Source organism: Vibrio sp. 99-70-13A1 (genome assembly GCF_013114625.1).
In the GTDB taxonomy this organism is placed as follows: domain Bacteria; phylum Pseudomonadota; class Gammaproteobacteria; order Enterobacterales; family Vibrionaceae; genus Vibrio.
This window is the reverse complement of sequence record NZ_VTXD01000049.1, coordinates 1-22,102: the sequence shown is the minus strand read 5'-3', so window position 1 is coordinate 22,102 and position 22,102 is coordinate 1. Positions and strand designations below refer to the sequence as shown.

The window sequence follows — 22,102 nt, the reverse complement described above, 5'->3', positions numbered from 1 at the left end:
GTATTCCAGCGATTACTAATGTAGAAATTCGATATGACAGAGAAGAAGCAAGGTAGAAGAAGCGCAAAAGACGCTGAAGAAACACGCTTTCAAATTATGACAGTTGCCGCGGAGATGTTTTGCGACTTAGGTTATGAGCGTGTATCCCTACGAAATATCAGTGAAAAAGCAGGCGTATCCCACAGCCTTATTCGTCACCATTTTGGTAGTAAAGAAAAGATTTGGCATGCTATCAGCGATTGTTTGCACGTGTATTTCCAATCTTACATTAGTAAAATAATGCAAGAACTACCAAAAAACATTACACCAAACATCTCCATTTATTTGTTTGCTATGCGCCTTTTCACCAACATGATTCATTCGCGTAGACCTATACAGTTGCTCTCTGATTCCGTTCGTCAAACAGACAATCTGGTTGATTACTTCATCGACAATGTGGGCGACCTTGAATATGAAATCAACATGTTGGCTGATCACTACAACGAAGCGAATCCAGACAACCTAATCAATATTTTCGAAATAAAATGGCAGATGATCATGTACGCCAATGGTGCTGTTTGTCTGACCCCATTTATGGAAAGCACATGGAATGAAGGTGATATGAAAACTACTCCTGAAGATGCATTAATGAAGCATTGGGAGATGTTCAATTCGCAGATGGTCAGCAAATTTAGAATAGATGATGAATGGGTGCTTAAACCTAATAGCCTTGAGGAACTGATTTATGAAGTCCCATGTGTTTGGAAGTGCAACCACGACCAACACTAACTTTGTCAGTTGATTTGATTAATGAACGATTTATTCTAATAAAAACGCCGTTACTGAATGATGAGTAACGGCGTTTTTATATGTATGTGTATTCTCTAAGGATTAACGTCGTGACTGACCACGACCTTGATGAATTTTTAGTTTCGCTTTCATCTTTCTTTTTTCAGAAGAACGGCTTTTACCACGACCGCCACGCTCTGGTGCAGAGTCATCAACCAAACTTGGTTCAAAGCCCTTTAACCACTCTTGAGGAAGTCTATTACCAAGTAAAGTTTCTATAGCTTCCAGCAAGTACTCTTCATCACGCCCCATTAAAGAAACGGCAAGACCACTGTTGCCAGCACGACCAGTACGGCCAATTCTATGGATATAATCTTCAGCCTTATAAGGCATGTCATAGTTAACAACTTGCTCTAATTGTTGAATATCGATACCGCGAGCTGCCACATCTGTTGCGATTAATGCTCGCACTTTCCCTGATTTAAAATCGTCTAGTGATTTCTGGCGGGCCCCTTGGCTTTTATCACCATGAATAGACGCGGCTTTAATGCCATCTAACTTTAATTCTTTTACAAGATCATCCGTAGCCTGCTTTGTTTTAGTGAATACCAAAACTTGCTGCCAGTTTTTAGAGCCAATTAGGTAAGCAAGTAACTCACTTTTACGTTTTTTATCAACTGGGTAAACAATTTGTTTGACCGTTTCAGCAGTACTGTTCTTCGGTGTTACCTGAATTTCGCTAGGTGTCTGCATCATACGATGAGCAATCGTTTTAATTTTATTATCGAAGGTTGCCGAGAAGAATAGCGTCTGACGAACATCATTCATACGCTTCAAAATACGCTTAATATCCGGCAAGAACCCCATATCAAGCATTCTATCCGCTTCATCTAAAACTAAGGTTTCAGTTTGGTTTAACATGATGTTCTTAGTAAAAACATGATCGATCAAACGACCAGGTGTGGCGACAAGAATGTCTGCACCAGCTCTCAAGTTGTCTGTCTGCACTTTCATACTCGTGCCGCCGTAGGCAACCACAATCTTGAGTTCCGTTCCCTGCGCGTAGCTCACTAAGTTATCAAACACTTGCTGAGCTAACTCCCTTGTCGGCACTAAAATCAATGCTCGTACTAACTTAGGGTTAGGGATCACATTATCTTTTGTCTCAATTAATCTTTGAATAATAGGTAAGCCAAACGCGGCTGTTTTACCAGTACCTGTTTGTGCGCCGGCTAGAACATCTTTGCCTTCTAAAACCAATGGGATCGCTTGCTCTTGAACGCTGGTGGGCGTTGTAAAGTTCAGCTCAGATAACGTCGACAATAATTGCTCAGTTAAGCCAAGTTGATCAAAGGATTTGGTGGATTCAGACATATATAAGTTGCTCAAAGATTAAATAGGCGCGGATTGTAGCAAACCTGCATGAAACTGTTTAGCTTTCGTGATTATTTTTCTGTATTTCAAGCTGATTGAATTTGTAGGCGTTCTTCAACACGATAGGATAGAAAGATTCAAAGTGACACTGTAGCGAAATATAGTGCTTATCTAAATCTTCAAAGCAATGTGCCAATGCTGCTAATCTCGGCCTTCTTAGAGCCATGCGTTGCAGAACGACTTTAATCGACTCCATGCTTTGATAAGACTCAAGCCAACGACCTTGGCTCATTTTTTCGTGAACAAGAACGAAGTTTTCAGACCAATGCGGTTCGACTTCTTGCTGAATAGTTAGATGTGAGTTTTGACAAAAATTTGATAACGGTTGCGAGTGATATTTTGACCAATTCTGAGCGAGGCAATGGTCCCAAAACACATCCAACGCAATTGGTGAATATCGGCGAGCGTCATTTGAAAACAGGCGTTTGCACTGCTTTGTTATGTCGTGAGTATCTGTAAAGCTATCAACAAAACGATGAAGCTTAACACCAGCACATAATTCAGGATTATAGTGTTTTGAAGGATCGCCTTTAACAAAATCTCCCAGTAAATTACCGGCAAGGCTACTTTTGCAATGCTGAGCGATATGAAGATGGGCGAGAAAATTCATTGAACCTCATTAAAGAATGCTTAATCGTATACGGTTGTGGACGTATGCATCATCTTAACAGCAGATATAAGACATAGAGTATAAGCTTGTAACTTTAAAAAGCTTGCCTCTCGATGATGTAATTCTAGCGAACTTTAAGAGGTTCAGGTTAAACGAGGTGTTTTCAGCGAGAGTTATTCAGCAGGTTTAAAGATATCCTCTGCGAGTTGTTGAACCATTTGCTCGTAATCTGATAGCTGGATTCCAATTTCCATGGCATCTAGCAATTCCAAGTTTTCTTCGTTTGTATGTTGGTCACTCATATTGTGCCCTTCTATTCCTTGATTAGGACCTAGCGTCCATTTACTGATAACGTTTTTCACCAGTAGTTTTTATTAAACTAGTTGTATCCAATATATATGACAGTTTTAAGACAAGACCAATCTCATAAATTTATATTTATGAACAAGATCATGGTAAATCGTTTGCTTTTCTATCATTTCGACTACCCCTATCAAAATCGTAAATATAAATTTACAGTGGATATTTTATATTACATTTATAGTTGTAATATCCGATAAAGTTCTACAAAATAGAACCATATAAGATTATATCGGTCATTAGTTCAATTAATTCTGGTTTAATCCACTCATACAAACCCTCTACGTAAAGAATTATATACAATGAATAAATCGAAGGTTTTTGGTAGTACTTTGATCATTGCTGGCACGACAATTGGTGCGGGCATGTTAGCTCTACCACTCGCATCTGCTGGGATTGGTTTTTCAACTTCTTTAATTTTAATGCTGATACTTTGGGCATTAATGGCATTTACCGCTTTACTGATGGTTGAATTGCATCAGTTCGCAGATAACGATGCGACATTACATACATTAGCTGAGAAGATTCTTGGGACAAAAGGAAAATGGGTAGCAAGCTTTGCTGTTATGTTCCTATTTTATGCCTTGTGTGCGGCTTATATTGCTGGTGGCGGATCTCAATTTAACCAACGTATATTCGATCTATTCAATCTAAACCTTGATAACCAATTGACTACGCTAGTCTTCACTCTGCTCGTTGCCATTGTGGTTACGATTGGTACGCACAGTGTTGATAAAGTCAATCGCGTGCTATTTAGTTTAAAGTTGATTGCAATGGTTTTAGTACTTAGCTTTTTAGCTCCAAATATTACTTCACAGTACTTATTAAGCATGCCTATTCAGCAAGGATTGATTGTTGCGGCAATTCCCGTTGTTTTTACATCATTTGGTTTCCACGGAAGCATTCCATCTATCGTCAAATATTTAGATGGTGACGTAAAATCTTTACGAAAAGTGATGCTTATTGGATCTGCTTTACCACTAATCATTTACATCTTTTGGCAAGGCGTGACTTTAGGAGTGGTTAGCCAAGAGACATTGTTGGCAGATTCAAGTTTAGGCGCCTTGCTTGTCTCGTTATCACAGACCGTTCAACAATCTAATTTGAGTGTAATTGTGGGGATCTTTGCAGATCTTGCATTATTAACTTCATTTATTGGTGTGAGTTTAGGGCTCTTTGAGTTCATGGGAGACTCGATGGGCAAGCATTTAGGCAGCGCTAAACGCGTAAAAACAGCGATAATCACCTTCGTACCGCCATTGGGGTTCGCTTTGTTCTACCCTCAAGGATTTATCACTGCACTGGGTTATGCCGCAATTGCACTGGCTGTATTGGCAATTTTGCTACCTACGATCATGGTTTATAAAGTGCGAAATAAACCTGACACTTTAGCGATGGCAACATCACAGAGCTCCTCTACTTTAGATAGTAGAACTGGTGGTAATCCACATACTCAATCTTTATACCAAGTACGCGGAGGTTCTAAATCTCTGATTATGGCGGGAGGTATTGGTGTCCTTATCATTGGGTTTCAATTAATGATCACATTCGGGTTGTTACCTTCACTCGGTTAAGTTCTAAGCACCATAGTTGACTCTGCAAAGGCTTCTAAACTAGAAGCCTTTTTACTACAAAGTAGTACACATCTATTCTGTTAGTTCTATACTAATCATTTGTTATAAATGTAAATCATCAACCAAAAATAATACCAAGTTGCATATAAGAGTAAATGCGTTAGATCTCATAAATTTGATTCATGTAACACTATGTTTCAAAAATAACAGATTTGTATCACATTTTTATTTAGTGGTGTTTATTACAGTTCATCGTAATGGATATACCGTGGAGTGTTTATGAAAGAAGTTGAATTTCGAACGATAGATAAGTTATTTATTAAGATGTCTATCAACGATAAAATGTGGGTAATTTTCTTTATCTTCCTTATTGCGCTGAGTTCTGTCGCTGGCGCCCGATACTTTTCAAGTATCGACAAAATTAATGATAGTGCTAAACAACAAGTTGAAATGAAACTTGATGGAATACTCACTGTTCTGGATCAGCCATCAGAGCAATACAATAAATTACAGGCTGTTTCATCACCAAGTGACACTAGCATCAATCGAAATGGTTTAATTACTGCAACGGCACAGGGAAAAGATGGAAAATACTATTCACTTTCACTTCCAAGTAGTAATACTAAACAGCAAAAACAAGATGCCTTTTACTCTTTCCTTTTAAGCTACTTATGGTGCATTCCTTTTGCTCTTTTCGTATATTGGGTTGCCACTTTCCTTGGTGGTGCTTTATGGGTGCTTTACTCAACGACCCAAAAGATTGGTGACGGTGACTTAACTTCGCGCTTAGGCTTCCACCCTGGTCGTGATGAGTTTGGTACGATTGGTTGTGCACTGGATCGCTCAATGGATACATTAAGTGAGTTAGTGAATAACGTAAACGAAAGTGCTGCAACTTTAAGTGAAACATCTTCATCGTTTGAAACAGAAATGAAACGTAGCGAAAGCCAACTTTCAAGCCAGCATGCTTCACTTGACTCGGTTGCGACCGCAATGGATCAAATGACAGCATCAGCACAAGAAGTGTCAAACATTTCAGCACGAGCTACGCAACAAAATGAGCACGATGCACAGCATGTTCATAATAGCCATGCGAAAGTTCAGCAAGCAATTTCTGAAATTTCGACTCTTTCGACATTAATTGAACAAACGTCTTCTTCAGTAACAAGCTTGAATGAAAACACTAACCAAATTAATGAAGTGATCACCACGATTAACGCTATTTCAGAGCAAACTAACCTACTTGCTTTGAACGCTGCAATTGAAGCAGCACGAGCAGGAGAGCAAGGTCGAGGTTTCGCAGTGGTTGCGGATGAAGTGAGAACGCTTGCGAGCCGAACTCAGTCAGCGACTGTTGAAATTCAAGCAATGATCGAGAAACTGCAAAGTGAAAGCCAAACCATTGCAACTATTACCCAGCAAACCGTAAGTCAGGCACACACGAGTAGCGATTTAATTTCGAATATCGGTGGTGATGTAAATGCAATTGCAGATTCAGCACAAGCATTAATGGATATGAGCATACAAATCGCAACTTCTGCCGATGAGCAAAGTAGCGTAGCAAATACTATTGCCGCTGAACTTAATGATATAAGAAGCCAGTCAGATGTAATTCGAGAAGTTGCTCAAAGCTCTTCGAATGGCGTATCTAGACTTACAGATGCTTCAGTTAACTTATCTAGCACGTTATCGCGATACAGAACTAGCTAACATGAAGCAATCATAAGCTTTATATTATTTAGCTTTACTCACTAAAAAAGGACTCGATTAGAGTCCTTTTGTTTTATGGCTTACTTCGTTACCTTCTAGCCAGTCTTAATTAAATATCCTGACTCAACTCTCACTATCAAAAACTTCATAGCCTTCATAGCCTTCATAGCCTTCATAGCCTTCATAGCGAGGCATAACATCTACATTTAAACTTATACTTATACTTATACTTATACTTCACAAGATCATGCTTTTTATACCTTTGCTTTAAACCTATAATTTAAATCTATGCAGAAGCTGCTTTTGTATTACTCAGTTTTTCATCATCAGAACGACTCTTATCTTGAATCGAGTCCTTGAAAAACAAGCTATACAAGACTGGCACTACGCCTAGTGTAAGCAAAGTACCAACAGCCATACCAAATATCATTACAATAGACATCGAGTACCAGAATTCTCCACCAGAAATAGCAAGCGGTATAAGACCAAGGATCGTTGTCAGTGTTGTCATCACAATCGGTCTAAAACGCGTGACACAAGCTTCAATAATTGAGTGTCGAATATTGAAACCATCATTACGGTTTTGTTCAATACAATCGATAAGAACGATACCATTGTTAATGATGATACCAGCCAAGCTAAATATCCCGAGCATTGCTGGGAACGTAAAATACGCATCCGTAATCAACAAGCCGGAAACAGCACCAATCAAAGATAATGGAATTGTCAGCAAGATAATGGCAGGTCGACGCAAAGAATTAAATTGCAGCAATAGCAATAGAATCATGGCAGCAAAACATTGAGGTAAATAACCAAATAGCGCGCCATTAGCTTTGCTTGCACCTTTAAGCTCTCCTCCTAACGCAATATGATAACCCGGTGGTAAATCTATTTGCTCAAGTGTCGGTTGAATAAGCTCATTAAGCTCACTCGCTTGCAGAGATTCATGTTTAAGACTTATTGTCACTGTACGCTCTAGATTAAAACGACGAATAATAGAGGCTTCGCTCATCGGTTCGATCGTTGCAAATTGTATCAGCGGTAAAGATGCACCATTCGTTGAAGAGACAATTTGTGTCGTAAATAGCTTATCTATGGATGTTTCATCTTCAGAGGCTTGCACTATGACAGGGATGACATCCTCATCATCGCGGTAGCTTGTGACTTCATGCCCTCTTAAGTAACCATTTAAGCTTGTCGCAATATCTTTGCTGCTTACTCCGGCTCTCAGAGCCTGGGCTTGATCGATATTCAATACCAACTTAGGAACATTGTTTTCCCAATCGTTGCGTATACCAACTGCTCCCGGAACTTTTCTTAACGCAACTTCAATATCTTTTGCGATACCTTGAATCACTTTAATGTCTTTACCCACCACTTGATATTCAACTAAACCAAGCTCAGTGCCACCTAACCACATTCGTTTGGCTTGACCGCTGGCTTCCGGTAATTGCTGAGAAATAAATCGGTTGGTTTTATTTACCATCGTCAGTGCCGATTCATAGTCTTTGGTATTCACGACCATAAACACTCGATTTGGCACTCTATCAATAGGAGATAAAGCCAAGAAGAACCTCGGACCGCCATCACCGACATAACGAACAGTGCTGACCACATCAGGGTTTTCTTGAGTATCGAGTAACCAATTATCTAAGCGCGTCGATACCCTATCTGACTCTTTCGCCGTTGTCCCTGCGGGGAGATCAACAAAAACAAGATACTGATTTCGTTCAGAACCCGGCATAAATTGCACAGTCACAAACTTAAATCCATATAGAGATACAGCAAAAATAATCAAGACGACGCTTAAAGTGATAAGCCTCATTCTTAAGATTCCGCTTATAAAGCGGCGGTAAAAGGAATGAAATACTGACTCACTATTTTCTTTGCTAGGTTTAGCGCTTGGCTTAATGAACCACACACACATGGCAGGTGTTGCGAACAAACATAAAAACCAAGAAGATAACAAAGCGACCGTGATGACTTGAGATAATGAACGTAAGTATTCACCTGTCACATCCTGAGCCAATAATAATGGCATAAACGCCAAAATAGTCGTTAATGAAGACGTTAAAAGTGGTATTGCCATGGCTTTCGAAGCCGATATAGCAGCTTCAGTACGGTCAACCCCTTCTGATATTTTACTTTTGATGAATTCAGCAACAACTATTCCATTATCCACCAGCAGACCCAGTGAAATAATAATAGCGGCAATCGACATTCTCTGAAGCTCAACTCCCCAAAGCGACATGCCGACAACTGTCATCAGAATAGTTAGAGGCACAATGCTTCCCACGATAAGCCCCATGCGGACCCCGAGAAAGACCATAACCACAGCCAGTACAACCGCGACCGTTTGCATTAGATTGGTTGTGGCTGAGCTAACAGACGCATTAACTTTTTCAGGCTGGAATGTCGCCAGATCTAATTTCATCCCAACGGGTAGTTGAAACTGACTTTCTTCTAAAAATTCTTGAACCTTTAAGCCAAATTCATCGCTCTGGCTACCAGAGGCCATTGACGCTGCAATGATTACTGCTTTCTTGCCATTAAAGTACACTGGTGTATTAAATGGGTCTTCATACCCTCTTTTTACATCCGCTAAGTCTCGAAGATAAACGGTATTTCCCGACTCCCTTTCTTGAAGATCTAAATTTAGAATTTCATCAACAGTATTGAAGTTACCCGTTGGCTCTATCTCGATTTGAAGCGTATCACTTTCAATGCTTCCTCCCGGAAGCACCACATTGCGAGTTTGCAAAGCTGTGATTATTTGGCGAAAAGAAAATTTTTGATTTTCTATGGCTCCACTGCGAGCTTTTATCCAAATTCTTTCTTCATTAACACCATACAATTCAACTTGAGAAACCGTTTGAATGCTACTCAATTGATCTTGAAGATCTTCAGCTATCTTTCTAAGTTCGCGATCATCAAAACCATCACCTGTCAGTGCGATAGTTGCTGAGTAAACCCGACCAAATTCGTCATTCACGATAGGACCAATCGTGCCATCTGGCAGTTCGCTTTTCATGCTGTCCATTCGGTTACGTAACGTGTCCCAAATAGGTTGCAAGTCAAAATATTTATCATCAACAGTAACTGTAATTTGAGAAACACCCGTACGCGACCAGGATTTAATGTCTGTCACTTCCGAGATCTGTTTAATTTCTCTCTCAAGCGGCTTGGTAATGAAGTTCTCAATTCTATCTGGTGACATACCTGGAAATTGGGCAACCACAACCGCATTACGAATCAAAATTTCTGGGTCTTCTTTGCTAGGGGCATTCTTAAAAGTGCTGATACCTAGAACAAACAGCATGACTAAAAAAACTTGAGTAAATCGATGATACTTTAAGGCGAGTTCAGTAATTTTATACATATGAGAATTCCTATAACCCTTCCCATAAAGTAACTTCTTGCCCTTCATATAAGAAAGGAATACCTGCTGTCACAACAATTTCACCCTCTGCTAAGTTGTTTAATACTACAACTTCAGAGTTGATATTATTTTTGGTTGATACATACCGCTTTTCAAGACGCTTCGTATCAGGGTCAACAACATATATCGCAGAGTTTAATTCAGAATTTTTGGCATCTTTATCATTAAAGTTAAATGCTTCTAATGGCAGTAGAACAACATCTTGACTGGTATTTCCAATATTAAGCTGAATATTTGCAGACATCCCATTGCGTAGTGCTGCTGTTGGTTCGCTTAATAACAGTGTTACTGCATATGCATTACCGCGTTCAACAACTGCACCAATTTCAGAAACTTGACCGATAAAAACCGTATCATTTAAGGCTGGAACAATAATTTGTATTTGTTCCCCAAATTTCACTTCTTGGATTAATGCCTCAGGTAAAAGAAAATCGACTTCATAGGCGAAATCATTAACTAACTCAATAATCTTCTGACCCGAGTTTATTTCAGTGTAATCGTCAATAAAGACTTGGCTAATTTGACCAGAGAACGGCGCATACAGTTTTGCTCGTTCAAGGTTCAATTCAGCATTCGAAAGATCAGTAAGTGCAAGTTGCTCTTGCTGGTGTTTAGCATCAAAATCAGCGCGAATAGCATTAAGTTCAGAATCTGAAACAAAGCCTTTACTGTTTAACTTTTCAGATCGTTGGAATTTATCTTCAGCTTGAAGACGTGAAGCTTTGGCAGCACCGACAGAGGCTTGAGCTTTACGAAGAGCGAGTAACAGGTCACTGGTTTCTAATTGAGCAAGTACTTGACCTTGCTTAACTTTATGACCTTTAGAGACAAGAATATTATTAACAGTGCCGCTGACTTGAAAACTGATGGGAGAAGTCTGAGCACTACGAATAATTCCAGTAAGCTCACGAAATTGAGTGTGGGATTGATAAATCGCTTTAGTATATTTAACACTTCTAACAGGTTCATCTGTTTCAATTTGAGAACTGTCTTTGTTTTGATTACAGCCTGACAGAACTGCAGCGGATATGAGCAAATAAATAAATTTCACAACTAAGCCTAAAGTTTATGGTATTCCATACCACTATACCTTACCGCATGTTGTTAATCTATTTTATATAGAGTATCTTGAGGCTGGTCTCAAATTTAAAAACTATTCTATAGATAACTGTCTAATATTCGAGCATAGCGTTAATCTAATATAGTTACATTTATTCGCGCTATCTTATTGCTGCCAGGTGACATTATGACTACAAAAAAAACACCGCCAAATGATATTACATGCCCTCTTTGCCAACATGATGAATACTTCATATCAGAAAATGGAGAAAAATTCACTTGTGGTTCCTGTGGGTTTCATACCAAACAATTTAGCCAAATTAATCCAACTAACCTTGTTCCAATTAACCCACAACCTCAGAGCGTGATGCATTGCTTAAGTAGTGCTTGTCATTAATCCATGCTGTAAGTTCATCTAAGCTATGAATATCCAAGGTCGATGCATTAAGTGTTTCGACCTTAGTTTTATCCACAATATTAAATGTCTTTAAACAGAAGGTTTTAATGCCTGCTCGAATGCCTGCTTCAATACCTTTCTTTGTGTCATCCACATAAATACAGTCACTGGGTAGAAAGCCCATATTCATTGCTGTGTATAGGATCAAATCTGGCTCAGGTTTCCAGCTGTTCGCGTCGAAAGCAGAGAAGATCTTCCCTTTGAAATGCTCGAACAACCCTGTCATCAATAGAGATGATTCAATTCTCGACTTGGGCGCATTTGAAGCAATACAAAATTCAATATTTTCATTTTTTAAATATTGAATTAGCTCCAGAGCACCATTCATAGGCTGCAAGTGACGTAAAAACAAGTTATCAACTTCTTGCCGATATAGAGGCTCTAAAATATCAAGTGAGATCGACAGACCCAGCCGCTGTTGCGTCTCAGACAAAATATCAGCAAGTTTTCCGCCTTGGAAATGAATCAGAGACTCCTCAATGGATAAGTTGGCATCGAATTCTGAAAAGACATTCACTAACGCCTGACAACACAGTTTCTCGCTATCTATTAGCGTTCCATCACAATCAAAAATGACGCATTTAATTTCTTGTTGAATCATGCTCTGCTCATTAAGCTTTAACCTAAGTTTCATAATATAGGCAACTCAATTTTATAGGCATGACTGATGTAGCAATTTGCAGATACCGACTTATTTAGCTTTGCGAAATATGAAATAGATCACGGGATACAGTAGATAGTTGGGTGTTTTATAAACCTTAAAGATAAAACTAGCTCTGTAGAAAGCAGAGCTAGTAAATAATCGTAGTTAGCTAAATGAGGTATCGGGGTATGTATTTCTTATTTCAACGAAATCATCTAAGTTCGTCAGGAGCAATTGTGTCAGGTGTGGATCAAATTGCCTACCTTGCTCTTCAATGAACAAAGAAACCACCTTATCAATTGACCAGGGTTCTTTGTAACAACGAGCACTTAGCAGCGCATCAAATACATCGGCTATACTTGTGATTCGAGCAAATAAGTGGATATCTTCAGCGGCTTTACCGCTTGGGTACCCAGCTCCATCCCATCGCTCATGGTGTTCATTAGCAATAATAGCTGCTAGGTTTGTAATATCGCCATTACCCGACTTCAAAAGATTATAGCCAGCCGTTGTATGGTTCTTCATGATTTCCCATTCAGCCGCTGTTAATTTACCAGGTTTATCCAATACTGCTTCAGGAACGGATATTTTACCCACATCATGCATTGGGCTAATAATCTCTATCATTTCCACTTCTCTGTGGCTTAAACCTTGTAAACGGGCTAATAACGCTGACAATTTAGCCACTCGTTTAACGTGGTTTCCAGTCTCACCAGATCGAGTTTCAATTGCTTCACCAAGTAAGTGGATCATTTCTTTTTGCACATTGAGGGTGCTTTTTTGTAATGCGAGGATCTTCTTATTCTTCTTGGCTAACTCTTTCTTTTGCCGCAATGTAATAAATTGCATCAAAATGATGGTAACTAAGCCTACGAACACAATGCCAACCGCAATCAATAATCGATAGTTTTCTTTAATAAATGATGTGGGTTCATTTAGGTAAACAGTGTCTCTCGGCAACATGCGTTTACTAATATCAAATCTATCCATCACTGTGTAATCAAAAACGACTCGCTTATTACTACCAGCCTTATATGTTTCTGGTAGATTAAGCGGCACGTATTTATTTAATGCTATAACTGCATCTTTCCCCATGCTTTCTGAGTAATTGACATAGCCACCTAGCACCTCACCTTGAATGTTAAATTTCCAAAGAGAAAAAACAGGTGCAGCACTATAAGCCGATATCTCATGCGCGACTTCTTGATAGCTATGATAAATGCTTTGCTCAAGCTGAGTATTAAAGTGAGTTAAAAGAACGGCGTCATCAGAAGACACTTTACTAAGGATAGAGCTGGCTTCTTCTAAGCTTTGGTCCCTAAGCTCCACTAAATTGATATCAGGAAATTCCGACAAGGTCTGTATCACTTCATTTCTAATCAATTCAGAAGTGACACTGTAATCTGCAAGATAATATAGATTCTTTAGATTAGGTCTCAACTTATTAATCAATTTGATATTTTCTGTAATATTGTCACGTTCATAAAGCATGGTTGCTTTATCGGTAATATTGTAAAGATTCGCTGAAGTATCATTAATACCCACCGCTACAATTGGAGTATTGCGATTAGTTTTAAACCGGAAAGTATTGAGGAATTTAACGGCATTATCATCTGTAGCGATGACGCCATCAAATTTATAACCTGTGTATTTTTGTGTGAAATACTCAGTCAGAGATTGGTAATAATCTGGGCTATTAATGCGTTTTGTATCAAGATATTCAATGGATAGCTTCACTGGGGTATTGGAATGACTGAAGGCGTTATCTATGCCTTTTTGTAAATCAGCCGTCCATTGATAAGACGGCTCATAAGAATGCACAATGAGTATGCGCTTTATATTCCAACTAGAGGAATCAGCAACAGCATGCGAAGTGAAAGCATTCACACACAACACAGTAATAGCCAGTATGACTCTTAACATATTTGCCCCTCAAAAATTGAAGCCGCATATTACTGTATATTGAAAGCCACTAAAAAGTACCTTTAGCTTTCCAGCCAACATTTAGCCTTGGAACCATGATCTTGCTTCCAAAATGCAATAAGTTGATAAGCAAAATCAAGCGCATTTTGATTTGAATGATTATTCACAACATCAGAAACGAGTAGAGACTCTTCATCAACGGTCAAAATAGCACTGGCGACTACATCACCATTCGCTAAACCAATATATAGGCTGTGGTCATCACAAAGAATGATCTGACTAAAAAATTCGAGAAGATTAGCTTTTTGGGTTTCACTCCCGCCAGCACTGGCTTGGTTCAATGAAAACATAACCGTAAGTTTATGGAAATCAACTTTATAGATTTCATCTACTTGGTTTTCATTATTATCAATGTCAGTGGATGTGATGACTTGGTACGACTTTTTCTGAATATTTTGCTGGTAAATATCTCGCCCGAGTAGACACTCTTTAGTTGGGAAAGCGACATCTACTTGGCTCAATAGCCAATCATTCTTTGTTGACGCGATTGCAGGTATTTCATTATTCATTCTTTTATTACCTTTAATTGTTACCCCCAAATATCACAATTATTTGGTAGGCACACATTCGACTTAGGTGCCGAACTGCAGCCAAAAATCATACAGACCGTAGATACAAGCAACAAGCACTTTAGGTACTTCATAATTTCTTCCTTTCTATATACAGCAATGAACCTTTCGTTAAGGTAAGAAAAGTTCTAAACTCCTACATAAATATTAGGAAGCGGATTAAAACAATTCGAACTCATTAAATTAAAAGGATTTCTTATGAAAAAAGCCTTAGTTGCCGTTGGACTTGTAACACTACTTGCAGGTTGTTCTGATAATGAAGTTGGTGATGTCTCACTTGGTATGTTTACCATGAAAGACATCAAACTCAACACTCTTATCGACCCTGAAGTACCAGGTGTCACATGCCACGTTGCAAGCATCGAAGCTGATTTCAGTTTAGCTGATCCAAGTGACAGCTCAATTTCATGTCGCCAAACGGGTGAAATCACTCTTGATATGCTGAGTAATATTGATACCAGTAAGTCTGGCGAAGTGGTTTTCAAAAAATCAAAAAGCATCTTTTTTAAGAATATGAAAATAAGACGTATTTTTGATCCAGAAAATCAAACTCTAATGTACTTATCATATTCTACTAAAGAGACATCTGGTAGCTTTAAACACAGCCTTTCTACCGTTCCTCTATGGGGAACAAAAGCTTACACCGACCCAAACACTCTCAACCTAGAGAAATAGCTTAGTAATGAATCACCTGTTCATTACATGCTCAGGTGGTTCTTTATGTAATAAAAATGAAAGAAAAAATACAATAATGTGATATCATGCGGGAAAATTTTCTCACTGTATTTTTCATATGAAGTTTCCTGGACAGCGTAAATCTAAGCACTACTTTCCAACTCATGCTCGCGACCCATTGGTCAATCAAATTCAACAAACACCTAAATTGCATCGCGCGACTATTGTTGGCGTAGGTCAAACTATTGTTGATATTGAAGCCCGTGTTGACAACGCATTCTTAGAAAAATACGAGCTGAGTAAAGGTCACTCACTTGTACTAGAAGAAAGCAAAGCCGACGCACTGTATGAAGAGTTAGTTGAGCGCGGTTTAATTACGCATCAATATCCAGGTGATACGATTGGTAACACACTTCATAACTATTCGGTTCTTGCAGACAGCAAATCAGTTCTACTTGGTGTTATGTCTAAAAAAATCGAAGTAGGATCGTTTGGCTACCGCTACCTTTGCCGTACCTCTTCACGCATGAACCTAAACCACCTACAAACGGTTGATGGTCCAATTGGTCGTTGCTACACATTAATTTCAGAAGACGGAGAGCGTACTTTTGCGATTAATGAAGGCCACATGAACCAGTTGCTTCCAGAAAGTATTCCTGAGAAAGTCTTCGAAAAAGCATCCGCATTAGTTGTATCGTCATACTTAATGCGTGGTAAACCAGAAGATCCAATGCCTCAAGCGGTGCAAAAAGCCATTTCTTACGCAAAAGCTCATAATGTGCCTGTCGTATTAACGCTAGGTACTAAATATGTGATTGAAGGTAATGCTGAATGGTGGCAGGCATATCTAAAAGAAAATGTAACCATCGTCGCAATGAATGAAGATGAAGGTGAAGCATTAACGGGTGAAAAAGATCCCCTTCTAGCGGCAAACAAAGCTTTGGAATGGGTTGACCTAGTGCTATGTACTGCTGGTCCTATAGGGTTATACATGGCTGGCTACACTGACGAATTAGCTAAACGAGAAACTACCTTACCTCTACTTCCGGGTAACATACCTGAATTCAACAAGTATGAGTTTAGCCGTGCTATGCGTAAAGCTGATTGCACAAACCCAGTTAAAGTATATTCTCACATCGGTCCTTACCTTGGTGGCCCACTTGAGATAAAAAATACGAATGGTGCAGGAGATGGTGCTTTGTCTGCGTTACTGCATGATATGGCTGCAAATAGCTACCACCATGTTAACGTTCCAAATTCAGAGAAGCACGAGCATGAGTGCTTAACTTATTCTTCACTTTCTCAAATTTGTAAGTACGCGAACCGAGTGAGCTATGAAGTATTGACTCAACATTCACCTCGCCTTTCTCGTGCATTACCAGAGCGCGAGGATAGCTTAGAAGAAACATACTGGGATCGTTAATTCGTCTCAGTAGTCCTTTTAGTGCTATTAGAACATGTGAAATAAAGGCTACTTTTTGTAGCCTTTTTTATTGGCGACACGTTTGTACATTTCATAAAACTAATTTGATTTTACAATTACCGCTTTCTAGATTTGATCTCGCGCAATGTCACTGTAGATCTGTTATCTTCTAGCACATAAATTTACTCGTTTGCCTTTACATCAGAATTTAATGCCTTAACATCCTCACGCAAACGATTACGTATACTATTTCTTGTTTGATAGAGGAGCAAAAATGCTTTCTGATATTGATATCTGTCGTTCGACAGTACTAGCCCCGATCAACTCAATTGCTCGTAAAGCAGGATTACTGGATCATGAATTCCAAGCACTTGGTCAGCATAAAGCCAAAATATCCCTTCGCTGCTTAGACCGTTTAAGCTCTGATTCTTCTGTAAGCGTTGGTTCTGATATAAAAGGTTTATCTCCTGCTCTCGCCAATACAACTCATAAAGCAAAAGCTCCTGGCAAACTGATTGTTGTTACCGCGATTACCCCTACGCCCCTAGGTGAAGGAAAAACAGTCACAACGATTGGGTTAGCGCAAGGCATTGCCAAATTAAATGAATCGGTTTCAGCTTGTATTCGACAGCCTTCAATGGGACCTGTTTTTGGTGTTAAAGGCGGTGCGGCTGGAGGCGGATATTCGCAAGTAGCCCCTATGGAAGAGCTAAATTTACACCTTACAGGTGATATTCACGCGGTTACAGCTGCACACAACCTTGCTTCTGCTGCCATTGATGCGCGTATCTATCATGAGCAAAGACAAGGCTCTGAAGCTTTTGAGAGTCGCTCTGGACTGAAAGCATTAAACATCAATTCAAACAAAATTGTTTGGCGAAGAGTCCTTGATCATAATGACCGCGCTTTACGCATGATTACCGTAGGTAAAAATGAAGCGGGCAAATCTATAAACGGCTATGAGCGTGAAGATGGGTTTGATATTTCTGCTGCATCTGAATTAATGGCAATTTTAGCGCTCACCTCAGATTTACAAGATTTGAGAAAACGGATTGGCAAGATTGTATTAGCTTATGACCTCAACAATCAGCCTCTCACTGCGGATGATTTCCAGGTAGCTGGGGCAATGACCGTTACTCTGAAAGACGCCATAGAGCCGACACTAATGCAAACCCTTGAAGGTGTCCCTACTTTTATCCACGCGGGTCCTTTTGCAAATATCGCCCATGGTAATTCATCTATTATTGCCGATAACATTGCATTACGACTTTCTGACTATGTAGTGACCGAAGGTGGTTTCGGCTCTGATATGGGGTTTGAAAAGGCCTGTAATATTAAAGCGCAAACATCGGAAAAATCTCCAGACTGCGCGGTTATTGTTGCTACCTTACGAGGCTTAAAAGCCAACTCAGGTTTATATGACCTTCGACCAGGGAACCCACTACCAGACTCAATTTTTAACGATGACCATGATGCATTAAATGCAGGTTTTGAAAACCTTAAATGGCATATTAATAACGTTAAAAAGTATGGGGTCACGCCTGTTGTTGCAATTAATCGATTCCCTCAAGACTCAACCGATGAATTAGCGTTACTCAAATCAATGGTTGAGTCTTACGACCCTAAGGTTGCAGTTGAAATCAGCGAAGCTTTCGGCAGAGGTGGTAAAGGCACAATTGAGCTGGCTAAGTCAGTGATTAAAGCCTGTGAAAATGACGACACTTTCACACCGCTCTACAAGTTTGAGCAAACGCTTGAAGAAAAAATCATGGCTGTGGCAGAGGTTGGATATGGCGCAAGCAGTATTACACTTTCTGAAACTGCAAAATGCCAACTGCAGCAATACACGAAGGCTGGATACGCCAATTTAGCGGTTTGCCTAGCAAAAACACCATTATCTATTTCAACAGAAGCACATATAAAAGGTGCACCAAGCCAATTTGATGTACCAATACGCGAACTCAAACTTTGTGCAGGCGCTGGTTTTATTTATGCTTTGTGCGGCAACGTAATGACAATGCCAGGTCTTCCTGATAAGCCAGCGTTTATGTCGTTAGATATTAATTCAGATGGTGAAATCGTAGGGCTTAGCTAACCAACCCATACATGCCGTGAATGTGTATACCATTACATATTCACAGCATCCTGCACGCTCAATAACCTGAATTCTAGTAAGGCTAAGCCAACTACTGGGGTTAAGATCACATTATTTCTCAATATGAAACTGTATTATTCTGCCGACATTTGAGGGAAATAATGAATACGAATATCATTAAATTAGTCGGACAATTCTTCTTCGTAGCTTTCGCACTTGGCTTGGTTCCTGCCCTCTATATAAATTCAGAACTTGATCGTATTGAGACTCAATACAATCGAAATGTTCAGCAATCCAGCTATAACCAAATAGAATACAGTTCTCATAAATTAAAAGACATTATTCGCGAAATTGCCATTTCAATTCCTACTCTCGCTCAATCTAAAACTTTGCTTAAAGCCATTGACCAACCCACAATTGACAATACAGCGTCTGTTGAAGATCTTTGGAATATGCTCGCGTTAGGTCAAAAGTATTATTCTCAAATTCGTTACCTAGATTTGTATGGTAATGAAGTGATCCGTATTAACTATAAAGACGGAAAATCTAATACCGTTCCTAGTTCAGAACTTCAAAATAAATCTTCTAGAGATTACTTTAAAGAAGCACAAAGCCTCACGATTGGACAAGTGGTTGCCCACGGAATTGATCTTGAAATAGAAAATGGGAAGATTGTTCAACCATTAATCCCTGCTTTACGAATCATGACAACAGTGGCAACTAAAGATAATCAAAAACTGGGGTATTTTATTGTTAACCTCAGCATGTCGGATATTTATCAACAGCTTCAGTATGAAAAGCAAACCAACCAAAGTTTACCAGTGCTTCTCAATCAATCAGGCCATATCATTATGGATAATGACTTAGATCACGCATTCGGTCATTTACTTCCAAACCGCTTTGATAATACATACGCCATCACCCAACCAGCCCTATGGAGTGAAATTCAAAAACATGCGAGTGGTAGCTATTTAGAAGGTGAATCATGGTACATCTATACAGATGTGGGACCTGATATACAGCAAATTTCAGGTCCTTTATACATGGTACTTAAAGTAGAAAACATTCAGTTTAATGAGCTTTATAGCAGTGAAGTACGTTCAACTATCGAACAAGCGGTTACTTTAGGCATCATTATATTCCTACTTTCTAGTGGCTTTATTTTGTGGAACTACACACACAAGAAAAACAGTATTGAAAGCCAATTAGCAACGGCTGCTATGAATGGCATGTCTGCACTTGTTATTACCGACCGTAATAATCGCATTATCAAAGTTAACCAAGAATTCACCCGAATTAGTGGGTACACAATTGATGAAGTAAAAGGAAGGCAGCCTTCAATGTTTGCTTCTGGTAAATATAACCAAGAGTTTTATATCAACATGTGGGCTGTTATTCGAGACAAAGACATGTGGGAAGGTGAAGTCGTTAATAAGCGTAAAGATGGCTCACTTATTACAGAAATACTTCGAATTCAGGCAATTAAAGACAAACTCGGTGTCATTCAGTTTTATGTCGCTTCTTTCGTTGATATCAGCCGCCATAAAGAACTAGAAAAACGTTTAAGAGATTTAAGCGAAAAAGACGCCCTTGCAGGCTGCTGGAATAGAAGAAAATTTGATATTGAGCTAAGGGACGAATGTCTACGTACCACTCGCTACCCTGATAAAATAGAATCTTGCTTAGCCATTCTCGATATTGATCATTTCAAACGAATAAACGACACACATGGTCATGACTATGGTGATGCTGTGATTCAAACCGTGGCAAAAGTTTTAGAGCGCGAATGCCGAGAAACCGATTTTGTCGCTCGAATTGGCGGTGAAGAGTTTGGAATCATTCTCCCTCACACATCAACCAATGAGGCTTATTGTGTATTAAACCGCCTTCGAATTGCCATTCATATCGAGTTGGAATACAAGGTGACTATAAGCGGTGGCGTCACTAATATTACTGACAACGCGAAGGTCAACTATAAATGTGCTGATTTAGCTCTCTATGATGCAAAAACCAGTGGTCGTAATGCAATCTGTATTTTCCTTGATGAAGAGGTAAACCAAATTGCTTAAGTCCAATTACTTAGATAAAAATAGTAGTTAGGGCTTTCTACCCACTAACTCGATATCGGTTTAGGATATAACTCTAACTGGTTACCACCCACAACCATGATACAGTCCATATTGGCAGCATGAGCGGCTTGCTTACCTAGCTCAGTATCTTCAAACACAACGCACTGACTCGGTTCTAAATCCAGTAATTCACTGGCTCTCAAAAATGTATCCGGGTTGGGTTTGTGGTTCTCGACATCCGTTGCGGTCACAAGAGCGTTAATTTTATCTATTATATTGTTCTGCTCTAGTAACTGTGTCGCACTCACTCTTTGACTCCCAGTACCAACTGCGAGTTTCTTATCTGATTGATGTTTCATTAACAAGGAGTAGGTACACTCAATAATAGAGCCTTTGTTACCAATTTCAGAAAACGCTTTCATTTTAAATTGCGACACTATTGTAGGATCAAGATTTAAACCATACTTCATATTCACTTGAGAAGTGATTTTAAAACTTGGCATCCCACCCAAGCTGTGAATCCATTGCTCATCGAAAATGAAGTTGAAATGTTCAGCCGTTTCTTTCCAAGCCTTCATATGTGCAGGCATAGTATCGATTAGCGTCCCATCCATATCAAAAATTAAGCCCTCGTAAACACTTAAATCAATTGCCATTTCATTATTACTCTATTAAAAATTTACTGATACCTTACCCAACATTGCGTATCATGCGCTATCAATTTCCGTTGTGAATATGGCTCTATGTTACAAATTTCAAACTCTGTCACCATCAAAAGCTGGGAACTTCAACTCACAGCGATCCGTGCGCAAGGCGCTGGCGGACAAAACGTAAATAAAGTGTCTAGCGCTATACATCTGCGTTTTGATATACACCACTCTTCACTGCCTGACTTTTATAAACAAAGGTTACTCGCTTTTAAAGACAGCCGTATTACAAAAGAGGGAGTAATCATCATCAAGGCTCAGCAGCATAGGACTCAGGAAAAGAACCGTGATGATGCTTTAGAAAGATTGAAAGAACTCATTTTGAGTGCAACTAAAGTAGAAAAAGTAAGAAGAGCGACTAAGCCAACTCGTAACTCTCAAAAAAGACGTCTAGAATCAAAGAACCAACGTAGCCAGACTAAAAAACTAAGATCAAAGGTTAATTAGCGTATTCCATCCCATTATTGGAATTCGGATTGATTATCTCTCTATTTATAATATGCTCAGATGGTTAACAATATTTATAT

General features: G+C 39.2%; 18 protein-coding genes. 9 read left to right on the top strand and 9 right to left on the bottom strand.

Going from position 1 to position 22,102, the window contains the following annotated elements:
* The first annotated feature begins 33 nt into the window (after positions 1-33).
* A complete protein-coding gene (locus F0226_RS20755; RefSeq protein ID WP_171737413.1) occupies positions 34-768 on the top strand; it encodes a TetR/AcrR family transcriptional regulator in 735 nt (244 codons plus the stop codon).
* A gap of 102 nt (positions 769-870) precedes the next feature.
* Here the strand turns inward: F0226_RS20755 and F0226_RS20750 are convergent, their stop codons facing one another.
* The 3 genes from F0226_RS20750 to F0226_RS22715 all read right to left on the bottom strand — a co-directional run bounded on the left by F0226_RS20750 (position 871) and on the right by F0226_RS22715 (position 3,114).
* Positions 871-2,142 carry a DEAD/DEAH box helicase gene (locus tag F0226_RS20750; protein ID WP_171737412.1) on the bottom strand — a complete coding sequence of 424 codons (1,272 nt, stop codon included), beginning with the start codon at positions 2,140-2,142 and terminating at the stop codon, positions 871-873.
* A gap of 58 nt (positions 2,143-2,200) precedes the next feature.
* Positions 2,201-2,812, bottom strand: coding sequence for an ACP phosphodiesterase (locus tag F0226_RS20745; RefSeq protein ID WP_171737411.1), 612 nt, complete (start codon positions 2,810-2,812; stop codon positions 2,201-2,203).
* Positions 2,813-2,985: 173 nt separating this feature from the next.
* Positions 2,986-3,114, bottom strand: coding sequence for a hypothetical protein (locus F0226_RS22715; RefSeq protein WP_301338167.1), 129 nt, complete (start codon positions 3,112-3,114; stop codon positions 2,986-2,988).
* Between the two features lie 360 nt (positions 3,115-3,474).
* Between F0226_RS22715 and F0226_RS20740 the strand changes: the two genes are divergently transcribed.
* A complete protein-coding gene (locus F0226_RS20740) occupies positions 3,475-4,746 on the top strand; it encodes an aromatic amino acid transport family protein (protein WP_171737410.1) in 1,272 nt (423 codons plus the stop codon).
* Positions 4,747-5,025: 279 nt separating this feature from the next.
* Positions 5,026-6,456 carry a methyl-accepting chemotaxis protein gene (locus F0226_RS20735; protein WP_171737409.1) on the top strand — a complete coding sequence of 477 codons (1,431 nt, stop codon included), beginning with the start codon at positions 5,026-5,028 and terminating at the stop codon, positions 6,454-6,456.
* Between the two features lie 286 nt (positions 6,457-6,742).
* On the opposite strand, the gene F0226_RS20730 is transcribed toward F0226_RS20735, so the two are convergent.
* Both F0226_RS20730 and F0226_RS20725 read right to left on the bottom strand, forming a co-directional pair.
* The gene (locus tag F0226_RS20730) at positions 6,743-9,835 is read right to left on the bottom strand and encodes an efflux RND transporter permease subunit (protein ID WP_171737408.1); all 3,093 of its coding nucleotides are present in this window, start codon (positions 9,833-9,835) and stop codon (positions 6,743-6,745) included.
* A 10-nt stretch (positions 9,836-9,845) separates the two neighbouring features.
* On the bottom strand, positions 9,846-10,946 hold the full coding sequence (locus tag F0226_RS20725; protein WP_171737407.1) for an efflux RND transporter periplasmic adaptor subunit: 1,101 nt from the start codon (positions 10,944-10,946) through the stop codon (positions 9,846-9,848).
* A 195-nt stretch (positions 10,947-11,141) separates the two neighbouring features.
* Here F0226_RS20725 and F0226_RS22780 point away from each other — a divergent pair, with 195 nt between their 5' ends.
* Positions 11,142-11,351, top strand: coding sequence for a hypothetical protein (locus tag F0226_RS22780; RefSeq protein ID WP_137374165.1), 210 nt, complete (start codon positions 11,142-11,144; stop codon positions 11,349-11,351).
* Here F0226_RS22780 and F0226_RS20715 read toward each other — a convergent pair.
* The 3 genes from F0226_RS20715 to F0226_RS20705 form a co-directional block, all read right to left on the bottom strand.
* Positions 11,299-12,012 carry an HAD-IA family hydrolase gene (locus F0226_RS20715; protein WP_171737406.1) on the bottom strand — a complete coding sequence of 238 codons (714 nt, stop codon included), beginning with the start codon at positions 12,010-12,012 and terminating at the stop codon, positions 11,299-11,301. The genes F0226_RS22780 and F0226_RS20715 overlap by 53 nt on opposite strands.
* A 207-nt stretch (positions 12,013-12,219) precedes the next feature.
* Positions 12,220-13,977, bottom strand: a complete 1,758-nt coding sequence (locus tag F0226_RS20710; protein ID WP_171737405.1) for an HD domain-containing phosphohydrolase — start codon at positions 13,975-13,977, stop codon at positions 12,220-12,222.
* A 62-nt stretch (positions 13,978-14,039) separates the two neighbouring features.
* On the bottom strand, positions 14,040-14,546 hold the full coding sequence (locus tag F0226_RS20705) for a hypothetical protein (RefSeq protein WP_171737404.1): 507 nt from the start codon (positions 14,544-14,546) through the stop codon (positions 14,040-14,042).
* A 258-nt stretch (positions 14,547-14,804) separates the two neighbouring features.
* On the opposite strand from F0226_RS20705, the gene F0226_RS20700 reads away from it, so the two are divergent.
* The 4 genes from F0226_RS20700 (at position 14,805) to F0226_RS20685 (ending at position 20,868) form a co-directional block, all read left to right on the top strand.
* Positions 14,805-15,281, top strand: a complete 477-nt coding sequence (locus F0226_RS20700) for a CreA family protein (protein ID WP_171737403.1) — start codon at positions 14,805-14,807, stop codon at positions 15,279-15,281.
* 118 nt (positions 15,282-15,399) lie between these two features.
* Positions 15,400-16,704, top strand: coding sequence for an inosine/guanosine kinase (locus F0226_RS20695; RefSeq protein WP_171737402.1), 1,305 nt, complete (start codon positions 15,400-15,402; stop codon positions 16,702-16,704).
* A gap of 274 nt (positions 16,705-16,978) precedes the next feature.
* A complete protein-coding gene (locus F0226_RS20690) occupies positions 16,979-18,799 on the top strand; it encodes a formate--tetrahydrofolate ligase (RefSeq protein ID WP_171737401.1) in 1,821 nt (606 codons plus the stop codon).
* A 161-nt stretch (positions 18,800-18,960) separates the two neighbouring features.
* Positions 18,961-20,868, top strand: a complete 1,908-nt coding sequence (locus F0226_RS20685; protein ID WP_171737400.1) for a diguanylate cyclase — start codon at positions 18,961-18,963, stop codon at positions 20,866-20,868.
* A 44-nt stretch (positions 20,869-20,912) separates the two neighbouring features.
* On the opposite strand, the gene F0226_RS20680 is transcribed toward F0226_RS20685, so the two are convergent.
* Positions 20,913-21,524, bottom strand: a complete 612-nt coding sequence (locus tag F0226_RS20680; protein ID WP_171737399.1) for a beta-phosphoglucomutase family hydrolase — start codon at positions 21,522-21,524, stop codon at positions 20,913-20,915.
* Between the two features lie 87 nt (positions 21,525-21,611).
* Between F0226_RS20680 and arfB the strand changes: the two genes are divergently transcribed.
* Complete coding sequence (gene arfB / locus F0226_RS20675; protein ID WP_171737398.1) at positions 21,612-22,022, top strand: alternative ribosome rescue aminoacyl-tRNA hydrolase ArfB; 411 nt, start codon at positions 21,612-21,614, stop codon at positions 22,020-22,022.
* The last annotated feature ends 80 nt before the right edge of the window (positions 22,023-22,102 follow it).